This is a genomic window from Nocardia sp. 852002-20019_SCH5090214 (assembly GCF_001665865.1).
Lineage (GTDB): Bacteria > Actinomycetota > Actinomycetes > Mycobacteriales > Mycobacteriaceae > Nocardia > Nocardia nova.
This window is the reverse complement of the sequence record NZ_LZMK01000211.1, coordinates 1-13,320: the sequence shown is the minus strand read 5'-3', so window position 1 is coordinate 13,320 and position 13,320 is coordinate 1. Positions and strand designations below refer to the sequence as shown.

Below are 13,320 nucleotides of genomic sequence, written 5' to 3'. Positions count from 1 at the left end.
CGCACCGCTACCGACATCCGAGCGACCCGCCCGCTCGAAGAGCTGGCCGCCCACGCTCAGCGCAGGGCCGGCGGATTGTTCAGATCCGCTGCCGAGAAGGTGTCACACGCCGCGACCTGGCCGTTCCGGTAGCCGGTCAGGAACCATTTCTGCCGTTCGGTGGACGAACCGTGCGTCCATCCTTCCGGATTCACCCGCCCGGTGGCGGCCTTCTGGATCCGATCGTCGCCGACCGCCGCCGCGGCGGAGAGCGCGTCTTGGATATCGTTGTCGGACAACGGCTTCAGCAGCGGCTGGGATCCGCCGGGCGCCGGTGTCTTGTCCGCGTAGCTCGCCCACAGGCCCGCGTAGCAATCGGCCTGCAATTCCAGGCGAACCGATCCCGAGTCGGGGCCTTTGGGATCGCGCTGGGCACGGCCGCTGTCGCCCAGCAGGTTCTGGATGTGGTGCCCGAACTCGTGCGCCACCACGTACTCCTCGGCCAGCGGACCACCCGCCGCACCGAACTTGTCCCGCAGCTCCTGGAAGAACCCGGTATCGAAATAGGCCTTGCGGTCCGCCGGGCAGTAAAAGGGTCCGACAGCGCTGGTCGCATTGCCGCATCGAGTGTTGACCGAGCCGGTGAACAGCGTCACACCGGGCTTCGTGTACTGCACCCGGGTCTGACGCGGCAGCACCCCGCCCCAGACGCCGTCGAGACTCTGCGCGGTCAGCACCACCCGGCACTGCGCATACCGGTTCGCGTCACCGTTGGTTTTGCAAACGGAAGTGTCGACACCGCCGGTCTGCGTTCCCGATGTTCCGCTGCCGAGCAGATTGCCCGGATTCACGCCGAACAGCACCGCCAGAATCAGCACGATCAGGCCACCGCCACCGCCCAGGGCGAGTTTGGGACCCATTCCGCCTCCGGTGGAGACCCGGTCCGGATCGATATCCATACCTTCGTTGAAGGTCATCGTTGCTGCTCCTGTGGATCGAGTGGGCTGCTCGGCGCTCGGTCAGCCGAAACAACCTTTACAGCTTTGCATGAGCGCCCGCGGCTCGAGGGCCGAGTGGCTTTCGTGGCCGCCGAGTGCCCCGACGGCGAACCCCGCGGGCGCGACGGCGGATCCGCGGGTGTCCGCCGTCGGGGCCGAGGCGTGCGCGACCCGGCGGGACGCGGGAGCCGGATATCGGTTTCCGTCCGCCGAACCTGTCTCACTACCATGGGGGCGCACCAGGTCATCCCGCGCCCGGTGCACCGTGTCGTCGAAAGGAATCCCGTGCTGCGCACCCACTTGGCTGGTTCGCTGCGAAGCGAGCACGCCGGTCTGACCGTCACCCTCACCGGCTGGGTGGCCCGGCGGCGAGACCACGGTGGCGTGATCTTCATCGATCTGCGCGATGCGTCGGGGGTCGCGCAGGTGGTCTTCCGCGAGGGTGAGCCGGCCGAGCAGGCCCACAGGCTGCGCGCGGAGTACTGCGTGCGGGTCACCGGTGTGGTCGAGGCGCGTCCGGACGGCAGTGAGAACCCGAACCTGCCCACGGGTGCGATCGAGGTGAACGTCACCGAACTCGAGGTGCTCAACGAGGCCGCGCCGCTGCCGTTCCAGCTCGACGATCAGCCCGGTGAGGAGGCGCGCCTGAAGTATCGCTACCTCGATCTGCGCCGCGAGGGCCCCGCCCACGCCATCCGGCTGCGGTCGAAGGTCAACGCCGCGGCCCGCGAGGTGCTGGCCCAGCACGCGTTCGTCGAGGTCGAGACTCCGACGATGACGCGGTCCACCCCCGAGGGCGCGCGTGACTTCGTGGTGCCCGCACGCCTGCAGCCCGGCAAGTTCTACGCCCTGCCGCAGAGCCCGCAGCTGTTCAAGCAGTTGCTGATGGTCTCCGGTGTGGAGCGCTACTACCAGATCGCCCGCTGCTACCGCGACGAGGATTTCCGCGCCGACCGCCAGCCCGAGTTCACCCAGCTCGACCTGGAGATGAGCTTCGTGACGCAGGAGGATGTGATCCTGCTGTCCGAGGACATCCTGGTCGCGCTGTGGAAGCTGATCGGCCACGAGATCCCGACCCCCATTCCGCACATGACCTACGCCGAGTCGATGCGCCGCTACGGCACCGACAAGCCCGACCTGCGCTTCGGCATCGAGATCACCGAATGTGCCGAGTACTTCAAGGACACGCCCTTCCGGGTCTTCCAGGCGCCGTATGTCGGCGCGGTGGTGATGCCGGGTGGGGCCAGCCAGCCGCGGCGCCAGCTCGACGCCTGGCAGGAGTGGGCCAAGCAGCGCGGGGCCAAGGGCCTGGCCTACATCCTGGTCGGCGAAGACGGCACCCTCGGCGGCCCGGTCGCCAAGAACCTGTCCGACGCCGAACGCGAGGGGCTGGCAAAGCACGTCGGTGCCGCGCCGGGCGACTGCATCTTCTTCGGCGCCGGAGAGGAGAAGTCGAGCCGGGCGCTGCTGGGCGCGGCGCGTGGCGAGATCGCGCGCAAGTGCGGCCTGATCGACGAGGACGCCTGGGCGTTCGTGTGGATCGTGGACGCGCCGATGTTCGAACCCGCCGCCGACGCCACCGCGAGCGGTGATGTGGCCCTTGGGCATTCGGCCTGGACCGCGGTGCACCATGCGTTCACCTCGCCGAAGCCGGAGTCCATCGACACCTTCGACACCGATCCCGGCTCGGCGCTGGCCTACGCCTACGACATCGTCTGCAACGGCAACGAGATCGGCGGCGGCAGCATCCGCATCCATCGCCGCGACGTGCAGGAGCGGGTGTTCGAGGTCATGGGCATCAGCCACGACGAGGCGCAGGAGAAATTCGGATTCCTGTTGGACGCCTTCGCTTTCGGCGCGCCGCCGCACGGTGGTATCGCCTTCGGCTGGGACCGCATCACCGCACTGCTGGCCGGAGTGGATTCGATCCGCGAGGTCATCGCGTTCCCGAAGTCCGGCGGCGGTGTGGACCCGCTGACCGACGCGCCGGCCCCGATCACCGCGCAGCAGCGCAAGGAAGCCGGGCTCGACGTGGTGCTCGACGAGCACGGCAAGCCGAAGACCACGTAGGTCCGATCCGCGAACCGCTTCGATCCGAACCCGTGAGCGCCGCCGTGGTTGGGGGCAGCCGCGGCCGCGCACCGGTTAGTCTGCAGATCGTCCGGCGCCACTCGGTGCCGGACGATCTGCAGACGACAGGGGATTGAGGTGCTGCACCTGCGGGCGGTGTGCCCACCGGAGTCGACCGACGCCGCGGTGACCGCGCTGCGGTCCGAGCCCGGCGCCACGCTCATCACCGTGCAGCGCGGCGCCTCGGTCGAACCGCCCGGTGATCTCGTCCAAGCCGATATCGCGCGCGAGTCCGCCAACGACGTGCTGGCCGGTCTGCGCGGGCTGGGCATCAACGACTACGGCGGCATCATGCTCTCCCCGGTGGAAACGGTGCTGTCGACCCCGGCCGACCGCGCGGTCGAGGCGGCGCCGGGCGATCCGTCGGATGCGATCGTCTGGGAGGAGCTGCTCGCCCAGACCCACGAGGAATCGACGCTCAGCCCCACATTCCTGTCGTTCATCACGATCGCGTGCCTGCTGGCCGTCGTCGGTGTGGCCACCGATTCGCCGGTGACGGTCGTCGGCGCCATGGTGGTCGGCCCCGAGTTCGGGCCGCTGGCCGCCATCGCGGTCGCGGTGGTGCGCAGGAACTTTCGCCTCGCCCGCCGCTCGATCCTGGCCTTGCTGATCGGCTTCCCGGTGGCGATGGGGATCGCGGCACTGGCCTCACTGGTGTGGGAACAGTTCGGCTGGATCACCGTCGATCGCATCCACGCCATCCGCAACGTGGACTTCATCTACGAGGTGGGGCCGTTTTCACTGGTGGTAGCGCTGCTCGCGGGTGCGGCGGGGATGATGTCGCTGGTGACCGCGAAGTCGGCGGCGCTGGTCGGGGTGTTCATCTCGGTGACGACGATTCCGGCCGCGGGTTTCGCCGCGGTCGCCGCCACTGTCGGCGAATGGCACAAGGCCTTCGAGTCGATCGGCCAGCTGGGCGTGAACATGGTCGGCATCGTCGTGGCGGGCATCATCGTGCTGCAACTGCGTCCCCACCACGGGCACGCGCTGGGCCCGCCACGTCCGAAGCGGCTGAATGTGCTGGCGCGCTGGTGGTCCGGCGACGACCGCTGAGCCGGCGGCCGGCTCAGGCGATCAATCCGCCGGTGAGCATCCGGTAGGAGTAGGTGACCGCGATAACAGTGAGCGGTCCCACCACCAGCAGGCCGATGCCGCACAGTGCGGTGGCGACGATGGTCAGCGCGGCGACGGTCAGGGCCAGCAGCAGCGTCGGGACGAAATTCGAGACCACCAGTTGCACACTGGCTTTGATCGCGCTGAACGGATCGAGGTCCTGGTCGATGACGTAGTGCAGCGAGAACATGCACAGATAGCCGACGATGAGTGCCGGCAGGATGCACAACACCGCGCCGACGCAGGCCGCCACGAAGACGAGCAGCGCGGTGATCAGCACGTTGCCGGCGTTGACGAAGCCGAAGAACGAGGCGAAATCCGGTGGTGTGCCGTCGGTTTCGTACAACGCGCCGCGAATCATCGCCGCCTGCAGCAGCCAGACCACGACCGCCGCGAGCAAGCCGATCAGCATCACCGGCATCAGCGAGTTCATATGCGTGACGTTCACCACCACCGTCACCATCAGATAGGCGACGAATCCGACGAGCGTGATCGCGACCCAGGGAATCGGATTGGCGCGGAAGCGATCCCACGCGAAGCTGAGCGCCCGGCCGATATTGAGACCCGGTGCCGCGGCGTAGCCCGGTCCGCCGGGGTATCCCTGCGGCGCGCCGTAACCGGGCGCGCCCTGTGGCGGCATGCCGTTATCCGGTGCGCCCCAGGTCGGATCGGCGGGCGGCGGATAGGCGCCCGGCGGGACGCTGCCGGGCGGACCGTAGGTGGGCCCGGGCTGTCCCTGTGCTCCGGACGCCACCGGGGGCACCCCGCCCGGAGTGACCGGCGGCGGCTCGCCCGGCGCCCCGCCGTACCGGGAGGCGCCGTACTGCGGGGCCCCGGTGCCCTCGAACTGCGGATATCCCGTGGCTCCGGCCATTTCGGGCCCGCCCGGCGTTGCGGGATGTTCGCCTGTCCCGGCGCCTGGTCGTCCTGGACCGGTGGGATGCTGCCCGGGCCGGCTCTCCGGTCGCCGTTCACCGCCTTCGCCGGTGTCGCGGGGTGCGGACTGCGGGGAGTCGGTCATCGTCGGACCTTTCGAATCACCTGGGTTCTGGTGCGGCACACTGCAGTTGAGATTTCGACACAACCGGACACGGCCGGGCGTGTCAAGCGACGGGCCGCGGTATCCGGCCGGATCCGCGACCCGGCCGACGATGAGCGTAATGAGCATCTCGGTCCGGTCGCAGCCGCTCGGCGGGGACACGCCGACGACGCGCGAAAGGTTGCCGAACCGCTCGCTGAAAGTGACCTGGAGCGAGTAACTTGGTTGGCGATGACCGCACTATTGGCCGAACGCGCCGCCGAAGTCGTGTCCGCGGCACAACAGTTGCTCACGAAGCGCATGGGTGCTGCGGTGAAGCTGAGCGATCCCATCGAACTCAGCGGCAGTGGCAGGACGACGGTGCTGCGCGTACGCGTAGCGGAGAACTCGTTCTCACTTCCCCGTACCCTGATCGTCAAACAGGTCCGTGGCGCCGCCCAGGAGCGCCGGATCGGTGGTTTGGCACCCGGGGTCGCGAGTATCGATTCGGCGTTTCTGCGTGAGGCGGTGTCCTATCAGTTCACCACCGCGCTCAGCAGCGAGCACCGTCCCGGCGCCTATCTGCTGGCGCACAGCCTGCCGGATCGGCTGCTGATCCTCAGCGATCTGGGCGAGAACATGTCGCTCACCTCGGTACTGCAAACCGGCGCCGAACCCGCCACCCGCAACGCCCAGATGGCGTTCGCGCAGGCACTGGGCCGCATGCACGCCGCAACGGTCGGCCGGGAGGCCGATTTCGTGGCGCTGCTGCGGCGGGTGGAGGTGGTGCACCGGGTCGACGGGATCGCCCAGCAGGCCGAGGCCGCGATCGGTGAGGTCCCCGGAATGCTGGCCCGTGAGGTCGGCATCGACGTGCCGGGCGAGATCGCGGAGCGCATCGTGCGGGGCAATCGCCTCTTCTCCGCGGGCCGCTTCCGCGCGTTCAGCCCCTCCGACCTGTGCCCCGACAACGTGATCCTCAACGACGAGGGCGCTCGGTTCCTCGACTACGAATGGGGCGGTTTCCGCGACGCCACGCTCGATATCGCCTACGCGCTGGTGTCGTTCCCCGGCTGCCTGTGCGACTTCGAACTCTCCCGCGAGCGGGCGCATCAGATGGTCGAGGCCTGGCGCTCGGAGGTCGTGGGCGTGTGGCCGGCCCTCGCCGACGACGATCTGCTCGCCGAACGCATCCTCGAGGCCCGGCTCATCTGGGTCTGGCTGACGACGTTCTGGTTCCTGCCCGCCGATCACACCCGCATCGCGGCGGCCCGCGAACACGGACTGTCGGTGCCGCGCTCGGCCGCCCTGATCAATCGCTGGGCCGCCCTCGCCGAGGATGCGCGCTGCACCGGCGACGACACGCTCGGCGACTTCGCCGAGCATGTCTCCGCCACCCTCGAGGAACTCTGGGAGGAGTGACTCAGCGGGCCGGGCGCGGCCCGACGATCGAGGCTCGTTCCATGATCCGGGTCTGCGGCCAATAGTCGCTGGCGGCATAGTGCTGCACGGCCCGGTTGTCCCAGAAGGCGACGGTGTCGGGCTCCCAGTGCAGCCGCACCTGGTGTTCGGGATAGTCGGCCTGGCGGCAGAGCCGGTCCAGCAACTCGCGGCTCGCCTCGGGATCCATGCCGTCGATGCGGTCCACGAAGATCCGGTTGACGTAGAGGTGGCGGCGTCCGGTCGCCTCGTGCGTGCACACCACCGGGTGGCTGACCGGCGGATGCTGTGCTCGCATCGCCTCCTGCGCTTCGGTCGTCTGCCCGCGGCCGAATGCCCGGGTGTAGTCGTGGGTCGCGGTGAGGTCGTCGATCTCGGCGCGGGTGGCGGCATCGAGCGCCTCGTAGGCGGCGTACATATCCGAGAACAGGGTGTCGCCACCGATCGCGGGAACGGCGACGGCGTGCAGGATCGCACCCATGGACGGCTGCGGCCGCCACGTCACGTCGTGATGCCAGATGTTCTCGACCCCCGCGATGGTCGGCGTCTTCTCGAAGCGGACCAGTTCCGGCTGTTCGGTGTTGGACGGAATGAACGGATGCACCTCGAGCGTGCCGAAGCGCGCCGCGAACGCGACATGCTGCCCGGCGGTCAGCGGCTGATCGCGGAAGAACAGCACCTTGTACTCGTGCAGTGCCCGGCGCAGTTCCGCGATCACCTCCGCGGGCAGCTCCCGGGTCAGGTCCACGCCGCTGATCTCCGCGCCGAGGGTGACGCCGGCCTGCCGCGCGTCGAAATGCTGCCAGCGCAGCGCGGCCAGTCGGTCACGCTCGGCGACCAGATGGGTGAACGGGCCCGCGATCAGCGGAAATTCGGGCAGTGGGAACGAGCTCACGCCGTAGTGGGCGACCGGTTCGGCCTCCGCGGCGGTGGTGTGCGTCATGGCGTTTCCTTCGGCGATCGGGCGACTGTAGTCAATTGACTACGCCGGTATTCGCTACTGTAGCCCGATGTCCGAGAACCCGCCATCGACTCCGCGTCGCGACGACTCCGGCGCCGGACCGGTCGGTCGTGCGGCGGTCGTCGCGGCGGTCACGGAGGCCGCCGCCGACCTGTTCGCCGAGCGCGGCCCGGCCGCGACCTCGATCCGGGATATCGCCGACCGTGCGGGGGTGAACCACGGCCTGGTGTTCCGGCATCTCGGTGCGAAGGACAAGCTGGTCGGAGCCGTGCTGAGCTATCTCGGCGAACAATCGGGCGCACTGGCCGCCGCCGGACAGCTCACCGCCACCGATCCCCGGCTGCGCCGGCATCTGACCGTGCTGGCCCGCTGCATCCTCGACGGCTATCCGGTCGGTGAGCTGCAAGAACAGTTCCCGGTGATGGCGATGCTCATCGAGAACCTGCGGCCGCAGATGGACAGCGACCGCGCCGCCGGACTGGCGGTGGCACATCTGGCCGCGTTCGCCATGGGCTGGCAACTGCTCGAGCCGTTCCTGCGCAGCGCCGCGGGCCTGCGCGAGCTGACCGACGCCGAACTGCGCGCGTCGATCGAGGCGCAGGCCGCGCGGATTCTGCGTCCCGACCCCACCTCGTCCTGAATGTCGGTGCTCATCGGTACCGTCGAGGCGTGAGCGAAGGGTTGTTCGAGGCGCCGGAGGTGGAGGAGTCGTCCGGCATATCCACCGCACTACCGCCGGCGGGCCGGATGTCCCCGCTGGCGGTGCGCATGCGGCCGGCGGGCCTGGACGAGGTGGTCGGTCAGCAACATCTGCTCGGCCCCGGATCACCGCTGCGCCGGCTGATCGAAGGATCCGGCGCGGCATCGGTGCTGCTCTACGGCCCGCCCGGGACAGGCAAGACGACGTTGGCCGCCCTCATCTCGACCGCCACCGGCCGTCGCTTCGAGGCGCTGTCGGCGTTGTCGGCGGGTGTGAAGGAAGTGCGGGCGGTCATCGAGCTGGCGCGACGGCGGCTGCTCGCGGGGGAGCAGACCGTGCTGTTCATCGACGAGGTGCACCGGTTCTCGAAAACCCAGCAGGACGCCCTGCTGGCCGCGGTGGAGAACCGGGTGGTGCTGCTGGTCGGGGCGACGACGGAGAACCCGTCTTTCTCGGTGGTGTCGCCGCTGCTGTCGCGATCGCTGGTGCTGCAGCTGAAGTCGTTGTCGGACAACGATATTCGCACCGTGCTGTGTCGCGCGATCGACGACGAGCGAGGCTTGGCCGGGCAGTACACCGTCACCGAGGCGGCGCTCGACCACATCGTCCGCATCGCCGGCGGCGACGCGCGCCGATCGCTCACCGCCCTGGAGGCCTCGGCGGAATCGTCGCTCGACGGCACGGTGGACGTGGATCTGGTCGAGGCCAGTGTCGACAAGGCCGCGGTGCGCTACGACCGTGCCGGCGACCAGCACTACGACGTGATCAGCGCGTTCATCAAATCGCTGCGCGGGTCGGATGTCGACGCGGCGCTGCACTATCTGGCCCGGATGATCAGCGCGGGGGAGGATCCGCGCTTCATCGCGCGGCGATTGATGATCCAGGCGTCCGAGGACGTCGGCATGGCCGACCCCACCGCCCTGCAGACCGCAGTCGCCGCCGCGCAGGTGGTCCAGCTGGTCGGTATGCCGGAGGCGCAGCTGGCGCTCGCGCACGCGACCATCCACGTCGCCACTGCACCCAAATCGGGTGCGGTCGCGGCGGCCATCGGCGCGGCCATGTCCGACATCGCGGCGGGTAAGGCGGGCACGGTGCCGCCCCACCTGCGCGACGGGCATTACGCGGGCGCGGCGAAACTCGGCAACGCGCAGGGCTACAAATACCCGCACGACCACCCGGACGGGATCCTCGCGCAGCAGTACCCGCCCGACGAACTGGTCGGCGCCGACTACTACACCGCGACCGATCACGGCTACGAGCGCGAGATCGGGCCGCGGGTCACCAAATTGCGCCGCATCGTCCGAGGTCGTTGAGCCGGGTGCGCGCCGCACGACCGCTGAAAACCGGCTGGACCGCGCCCGGTAGGCTGGATATTCGTGCAGACCCACGAGATCCGACGGCGTTTCCTGGACCACTTCGTCCGTGCCGGCCACACCGAGGTACCGAGTGCCTCGTTGATCCTGCCGGACCCGAACCTGCTGTTCGTCAATGCGGGCATGGTGCAGTTCAAGCCGTATTTCCTGGGCCAGGAGGCGCCGCCGTTCTCGCGCGCGACCAGCGTGCAGAAGTGCGTGCGCACCGGCGATATCGAAGAGGTGGGCGTCACCACCCGCCACAACACGTTCTTCCAGATGGCGGGCAACTTCTCCTTCGGTGACTACTTCAAGGAAGGCGCGATCACCTTCGCCTGGGAGCTGATCAGCAGATCTCAGGAAGAAGGCGGATTCGGCTTCGATCCGGAGCGGATCTGGGTCACCGCCTACGAGAGTGATCCCGAGGCCGCCGAGATCTGGCATCGCGTCGCCGGAATCCCGAAGGAGCGCATCCAGTTCCGCGACGGCAAGGACAACTACTGGGATATGGGCGTGCCGGGTCCCGGCGGGCCGTGCTCGGAGATCTACTACGACCGCGGGCCGGAATACGGCGCCGAGGGCGGCCCGGTCGCCGACGAGGATCGCTACCTCGAGATCTGGAATCTCGTGTTCATGCAGGACATCCGCGGCGAGCAGAGCCCCAAGCTGGGCTATCCGCCGGTCGGATCGCTGCCGAAGAAGAACATCGACACCGGCATGGGCATCGAACGCGTGGCGATGCTGCTGCAGGGCGTGGACAACGTCTACGAAACCGATCTGCTGCGCCCCATCATCTCCAAGGCCGAGGAGCTGACCGGCAAGAGCTACGGCGTCGAACACGCCGACGATGTGCGCTTCCGGGTCATCGCCGACCATGCCCGCACCTCGGCGATGCTGATCGCCGACGGCGTCAATCCCGGCAACGACGGCCGCGGCTACGTGCTGCGCCGGCTGCTGCGCCGGATCGTGCGCTCGGCCCGGCTGCTGGGTGCCGAGAAGCCGGTGATCGGCGAATTCATGAAGGTCGTCAGCGAGCTGATGTCGCCCTCGTACCCGGAACTGGCCACCGATTTCACCCGCATCGAGACCGTCGCCGTCGGTGAGGAGACCGCCTTCCTCAAGACGCTGAGCACCGGGTCGAAGCTGTTCGACGACGCGGTCGCCGAGGTGAAGGCCACCGGTGGGCGCACGATCGCGGGCAGTGAGGCGTTCACCCTGCACGACACCTACGGTTTCCCGATCGATCTGACCCTGGAGATGGCCGCCGAGGCCGGGCTCGAGGTCGACGAGTCGGGCTTCCGCACGCTCATGGCCGAGCAACGGCAGCGAGCCAAGGACGATGCGCAGGCGCGCAAGCACGCCCACGCCGATCTGTCGATCTACAAGGAACTGGTCGACCGCGGCGCCACCGAATTCACCGGCTTCGACGAGCTCGCCACCGAGGCGCGGGTTCTCGCCCTCATCGCCGATGGTGTCCGGGTCCCCACCGCGACCGCCGGGCAGGACGTCGAGGTCATCCTCGATCGCAGTCCCCTCTATGCCGAATCCGGTGGTCAGATCGCCGACCGCGGCACCCTCACGGCGTCGGGCACGGAGTTGCGCGTCAACGACGTGCAGAAGATCGCCAAGAAGCTGTGGGTGCACAAGACCACCGTCGAACGCGGTCGGATCACCGAGGGCGATGCCGTCCTCGCCCAGGTCGATCCGGCGTGGCGGCGTGGCGCCACCCAGGGACACTCCGGCACGCACATGGTGCATGCCGCGCTGCGGCAGGTGCTGGGCCCGAACGCCGTGCAGGCCGGTTCGCTGAACAAGCCCGGCTATCTGCGCTTCGACTTCAACTGGCAGGGCCAGCTGTCCGAGTCGCAGAAGGCCGACATCGAGGCCGTGTCCAACGATGCGGTGGGCTCGGACTTCCCGGTGAACACCTTCGTCACCGATCTGCCCAAGGCCAAGGCGATGGGCGCGCTGGCGCTGTTCGGCGAGAACTACGGATCCGAGGTGCGCGTCGTCGAGATCGGCGGGCCGTTCTCGATGGAACTGTGCGGCGGTACCCACGTCGAACACTCGTCGCAGATCGGGCCGATCACACTGCTCGGCGAATCGTCGGTCGGTTCCGGCGTGCGCCGCGTGGAGGCTTTCGTCGGGCTGGATTCCTACAAGTACCTGGCCAAGGAGCGAGCCCTGCTGGCCGGTGTGGCCGCCTCGCTCAAGGTGCCCTCCGAAGATGTGCCGGCTCGGGTCGAGCAACTGGTGGAACGGTTGAAGGTCGCCGAGAAGGAACTCGAGCGCACCAAGGCCGCGGCCGTGCTCTCGCAGGCGGGTGCCTACGTCGAGCGGGCGCAGCGGGTCGGCAAGGTGCTGCTGGTCGCGGCCGCCGCCCCCAAGGGCGTCGGCGCGGGCGATCTGCGGACCCTGGCCACCGATATCCGCGGCCGATTCGGCGGCGAGCCGGCGGTGGTCGTTCTGCTCGGCAATGCCGACGGCAAGGTGCCGTTCGTGGTCGCGGTGAACAAGCCCGCCCAGGAGCTCGGCGTCAAGGCCGGTGAGCTGGTCGGCAGTTTCGGCCCGAGTATCGCGGGCCGCGGCGGCGGTAAGCCGGAGATGGCGCAGGGCGCTGGCTCCGACCCGTCCGGTATCGAGGCCGGCCTGGCCGGCGTGCGCGCGCGGGTGGCCGAGATCGCCGCCTGATGGACCATTCCGAGAATTCGGAGCCTTCGGAACCGGAGCCGTCCCGATCGGGGGCGGCTCCGGAAGCCGGGGCCGCCCGGCCGGACGACATCCCGGCCGAACGCCCCGACGCGCGGACCGATCCCGGCCGCGGCCGGCGGATCGGCATCGACGTGGGGACCGTGCGCATCGGAGTCGCCGCGAGTGACCCGGACGGGATTCTGGCGACCCCGGTGGAGACGGTGCCGACCGTCAAGGGTGGAAAACGCGGTCCGGCAACCGATCTGCTCCGGGTAGCCGAGATTGTGCGGGAATACGAAGCGGTCGAGGTAATCGTCGGTCTACCACGGACATTACGGGGGGCCAGCGGCTCGTCGGCACAGCTGGCCGCCCGGTTCGCGCGACGTTTGCGGAACATGATTCCTGGTGTGCCGATACGACTTTCCGACGAACGTTTGACTACGGTGTCAGCTGCACGTGCATTGCGGGACAGTGGAGTTCGCGCGCGCGGCCGGCGGCAGGTGATCGACCAGGCGGCCGCCGTGTCGATCCTGCAAGGGTGGTTGGACGAACGGAGTGCGGTGTTGAACTCGGCCGGTGCAGACGAGGCCAGGTGGTCGGATGAGTGACCGCTGGTCGCGGGCCGGAGAACGCTCGCGCCGGCGCGCCGACGAGCAGCAGCGGCGCTACCGGCGTGGTGGTGCGCATCGCAGCGCCACCGACGAGTGGGACGACTACGAGGACGACGACACCGCCGTCATCCCGCGCTACGTCGACGAGGACGAGCCGGCCGCGCACTACGCCGACACCGCCGCCGGGTACGGCGCTCGCTATGACCACGAGCTCGCCGGCGCCGGATACGCGGATCCCGACTACCCCGACCCCGACCGACCACGGCGCCGAATGTACGAAGACGCCGCCCGAGGTGAGCCGTTCGGCGAACTCGCCGGTCAGGTAGT

10 protein-coding genes and 1 pseudogene are annotated in these 13,320 nt (G+C 68.9%); 8 read left to right on the top strand and 3 right to left on the bottom strand.

Annotation, left to right across the window (positions count from 1 at the left end):
- Window positions 1–56: 56 nt before the first annotated feature.
- Window positions 57–956 (bottom strand): neutral zinc metallopeptidase, encoded by a 900-nt coding sequence (locus A5780_RS16625; protein WP_030513956.1) that lies wholly within the window; start codon window positions 954–956, stop codon window positions 57–59.
- 306 nt (window positions 957–1,262) lie between these two features.
- Here A5780_RS16625 and aspS point away from each other — a divergent pair, with 306 nt between their 5' ends.
- A complete protein-coding gene (gene aspS, locus A5780_RS16620) occupies window positions 1,263–3,047 on the top strand; it encodes an aspartate--tRNA ligase (protein WP_063018883.1) in 1,785 nt (594 codons plus the stop codon).
- Between the two features lie 138 nt (window positions 3,048–3,185).
- Window positions 3,186–4,160: a DUF389 domain-containing protein gene (locus A5780_RS16615; RefSeq protein ID WP_064906038.1), complete on the top strand. Its 975-nt coding sequence runs from the start codon at window positions 3,186–3,188 to the stop codon at window positions 4,158–4,160.
- 13 nt (window positions 4,161–4,173) lie between these two features.
- On the opposite strand, the gene A5780_RS16610 is transcribed toward A5780_RS16615, so the two are convergent.
- Window positions 4,174–5,241 (bottom strand): hypothetical protein, encoded by a 1,068-nt coding sequence (locus A5780_RS16610; protein WP_064908892.1) that lies wholly within the window; start codon window positions 5,239–5,241, stop codon window positions 4,174–4,176.
- A 249-nt stretch (window positions 5,242–5,490) separates the two neighbouring features.
- Between A5780_RS16610 and A5780_RS16605 the strand changes: the two genes are divergently transcribed.
- Window positions 5,491–6,660 (top strand): phosphotransferase family protein, encoded by a 1,170-nt coding sequence (locus A5780_RS16605; RefSeq protein WP_030513960.1) that lies wholly within the window; start codon window positions 5,491–5,493, stop codon window positions 6,658–6,660.
- 1 nt (window position 6,661) lies between these two features.
- Here A5780_RS16605 and A5780_RS16600 read toward each other — a convergent pair whose 3' ends face one another.
- Window positions 6,662–7,621: a TauD/TfdA family dioxygenase gene (locus tag A5780_RS16600; protein ID WP_082976514.1), complete on the bottom strand. Its 960-nt coding sequence runs from the start codon at window positions 7,619–7,621 to the stop codon at window positions 6,662–6,664.
- A gap of 67 nt (window positions 7,622–7,688) precedes the next feature.
- Here A5780_RS16600 and A5780_RS16595 point away from each other — a divergent pair, with 67 nt between their 5' ends.
- From A5780_RS16595 to A5780_RS41020, 5 genes and pseudogenes are all read left to right on the top strand, one after another.
- On the top strand, window positions 7,689–8,279 hold the full coding sequence (locus A5780_RS16595; protein ID WP_030513962.1) for a helix-turn-helix domain-containing protein: 591 nt from the start codon (window positions 7,689–7,691) through the stop codon (window positions 8,277–8,279).
- Window positions 8,280–8,308: 29 nt separating this feature from the next.
- The gene (locus A5780_RS16590) at window positions 8,309–9,652 is read left to right on the top strand and encodes a replication-associated recombination protein A (RefSeq protein WP_082976513.1); all 1,344 of its coding nucleotides are present in this window, start codon (window positions 8,309–8,311) and stop codon (window positions 9,650–9,652) included.
- A 63-nt stretch (window positions 9,653–9,715) separates the two neighbouring features.
- A complete protein-coding gene (alaS, locus tag A5780_RS16585) occupies window positions 9,716–12,382 on the top strand; it encodes an alanine--tRNA ligase (RefSeq protein ID WP_064908890.1) in 2,667 nt (888 codons plus the stop codon).
- Entirely contained in the window at window positions 12,382–12,990 is a 609-nt protein-coding gene (ruvX, locus tag A5780_RS16580) for a Holliday junction resolvase RuvX (protein ID WP_082857441.1), read from the top strand. Before alaS ends, ruvX begins: the two co-directional genes overlap by 1 nt.
- A pseudogene (locus A5780_RS41020) lies at window positions 12,983–13,320 on the top strand (hypothetical protein); the annotation flags it as partial. The gene ruvX and the pseudogene A5780_RS41020, both read left to right, overlap by 8 nt.

Coding starts and splice junctions, on each gene's coding strand:
- A5780_RS16605 (WP_030513960.1), top strand. CDS start 5,491: ATGACCGCACTATTGGCCGAACGCGCCGCCGAAGTCGTGTCCGCGGCA.
- A5780_RS16610 (WP_064908892.1), bottom strand. CDS start 5,241: ATGACCGACTCCCCGCAGTCCGCACCCCGCGACACCGGCGAAGGCGGT.
- A5780_RS16595 (WP_030513962.1), top strand. CDS start 7,689: ATGTCCGAGAACCCGCCATCGACTCCGCGTCGCGACGACTCCGGCGCC.
- A5780_RS16625 (WP_030513956.1), bottom strand. CDS start 956: ATGACCTTCAACGAAGGTATGGATATCGATCCGGACCGGGTCTCCACC.
- ruvX (WP_082857441.1), top strand. CDS start 12,382: ATGGACCATTCCGAGAATTCGGAGCCTTCGGAACCGGAGCCGTCCCGA.
- A5780_RS16600 (WP_082976514.1), bottom strand. CDS start 7,621: ATGACGCACACCACCGCCGCGGAGGCCGAACCGGTCGCCCACTACGGC.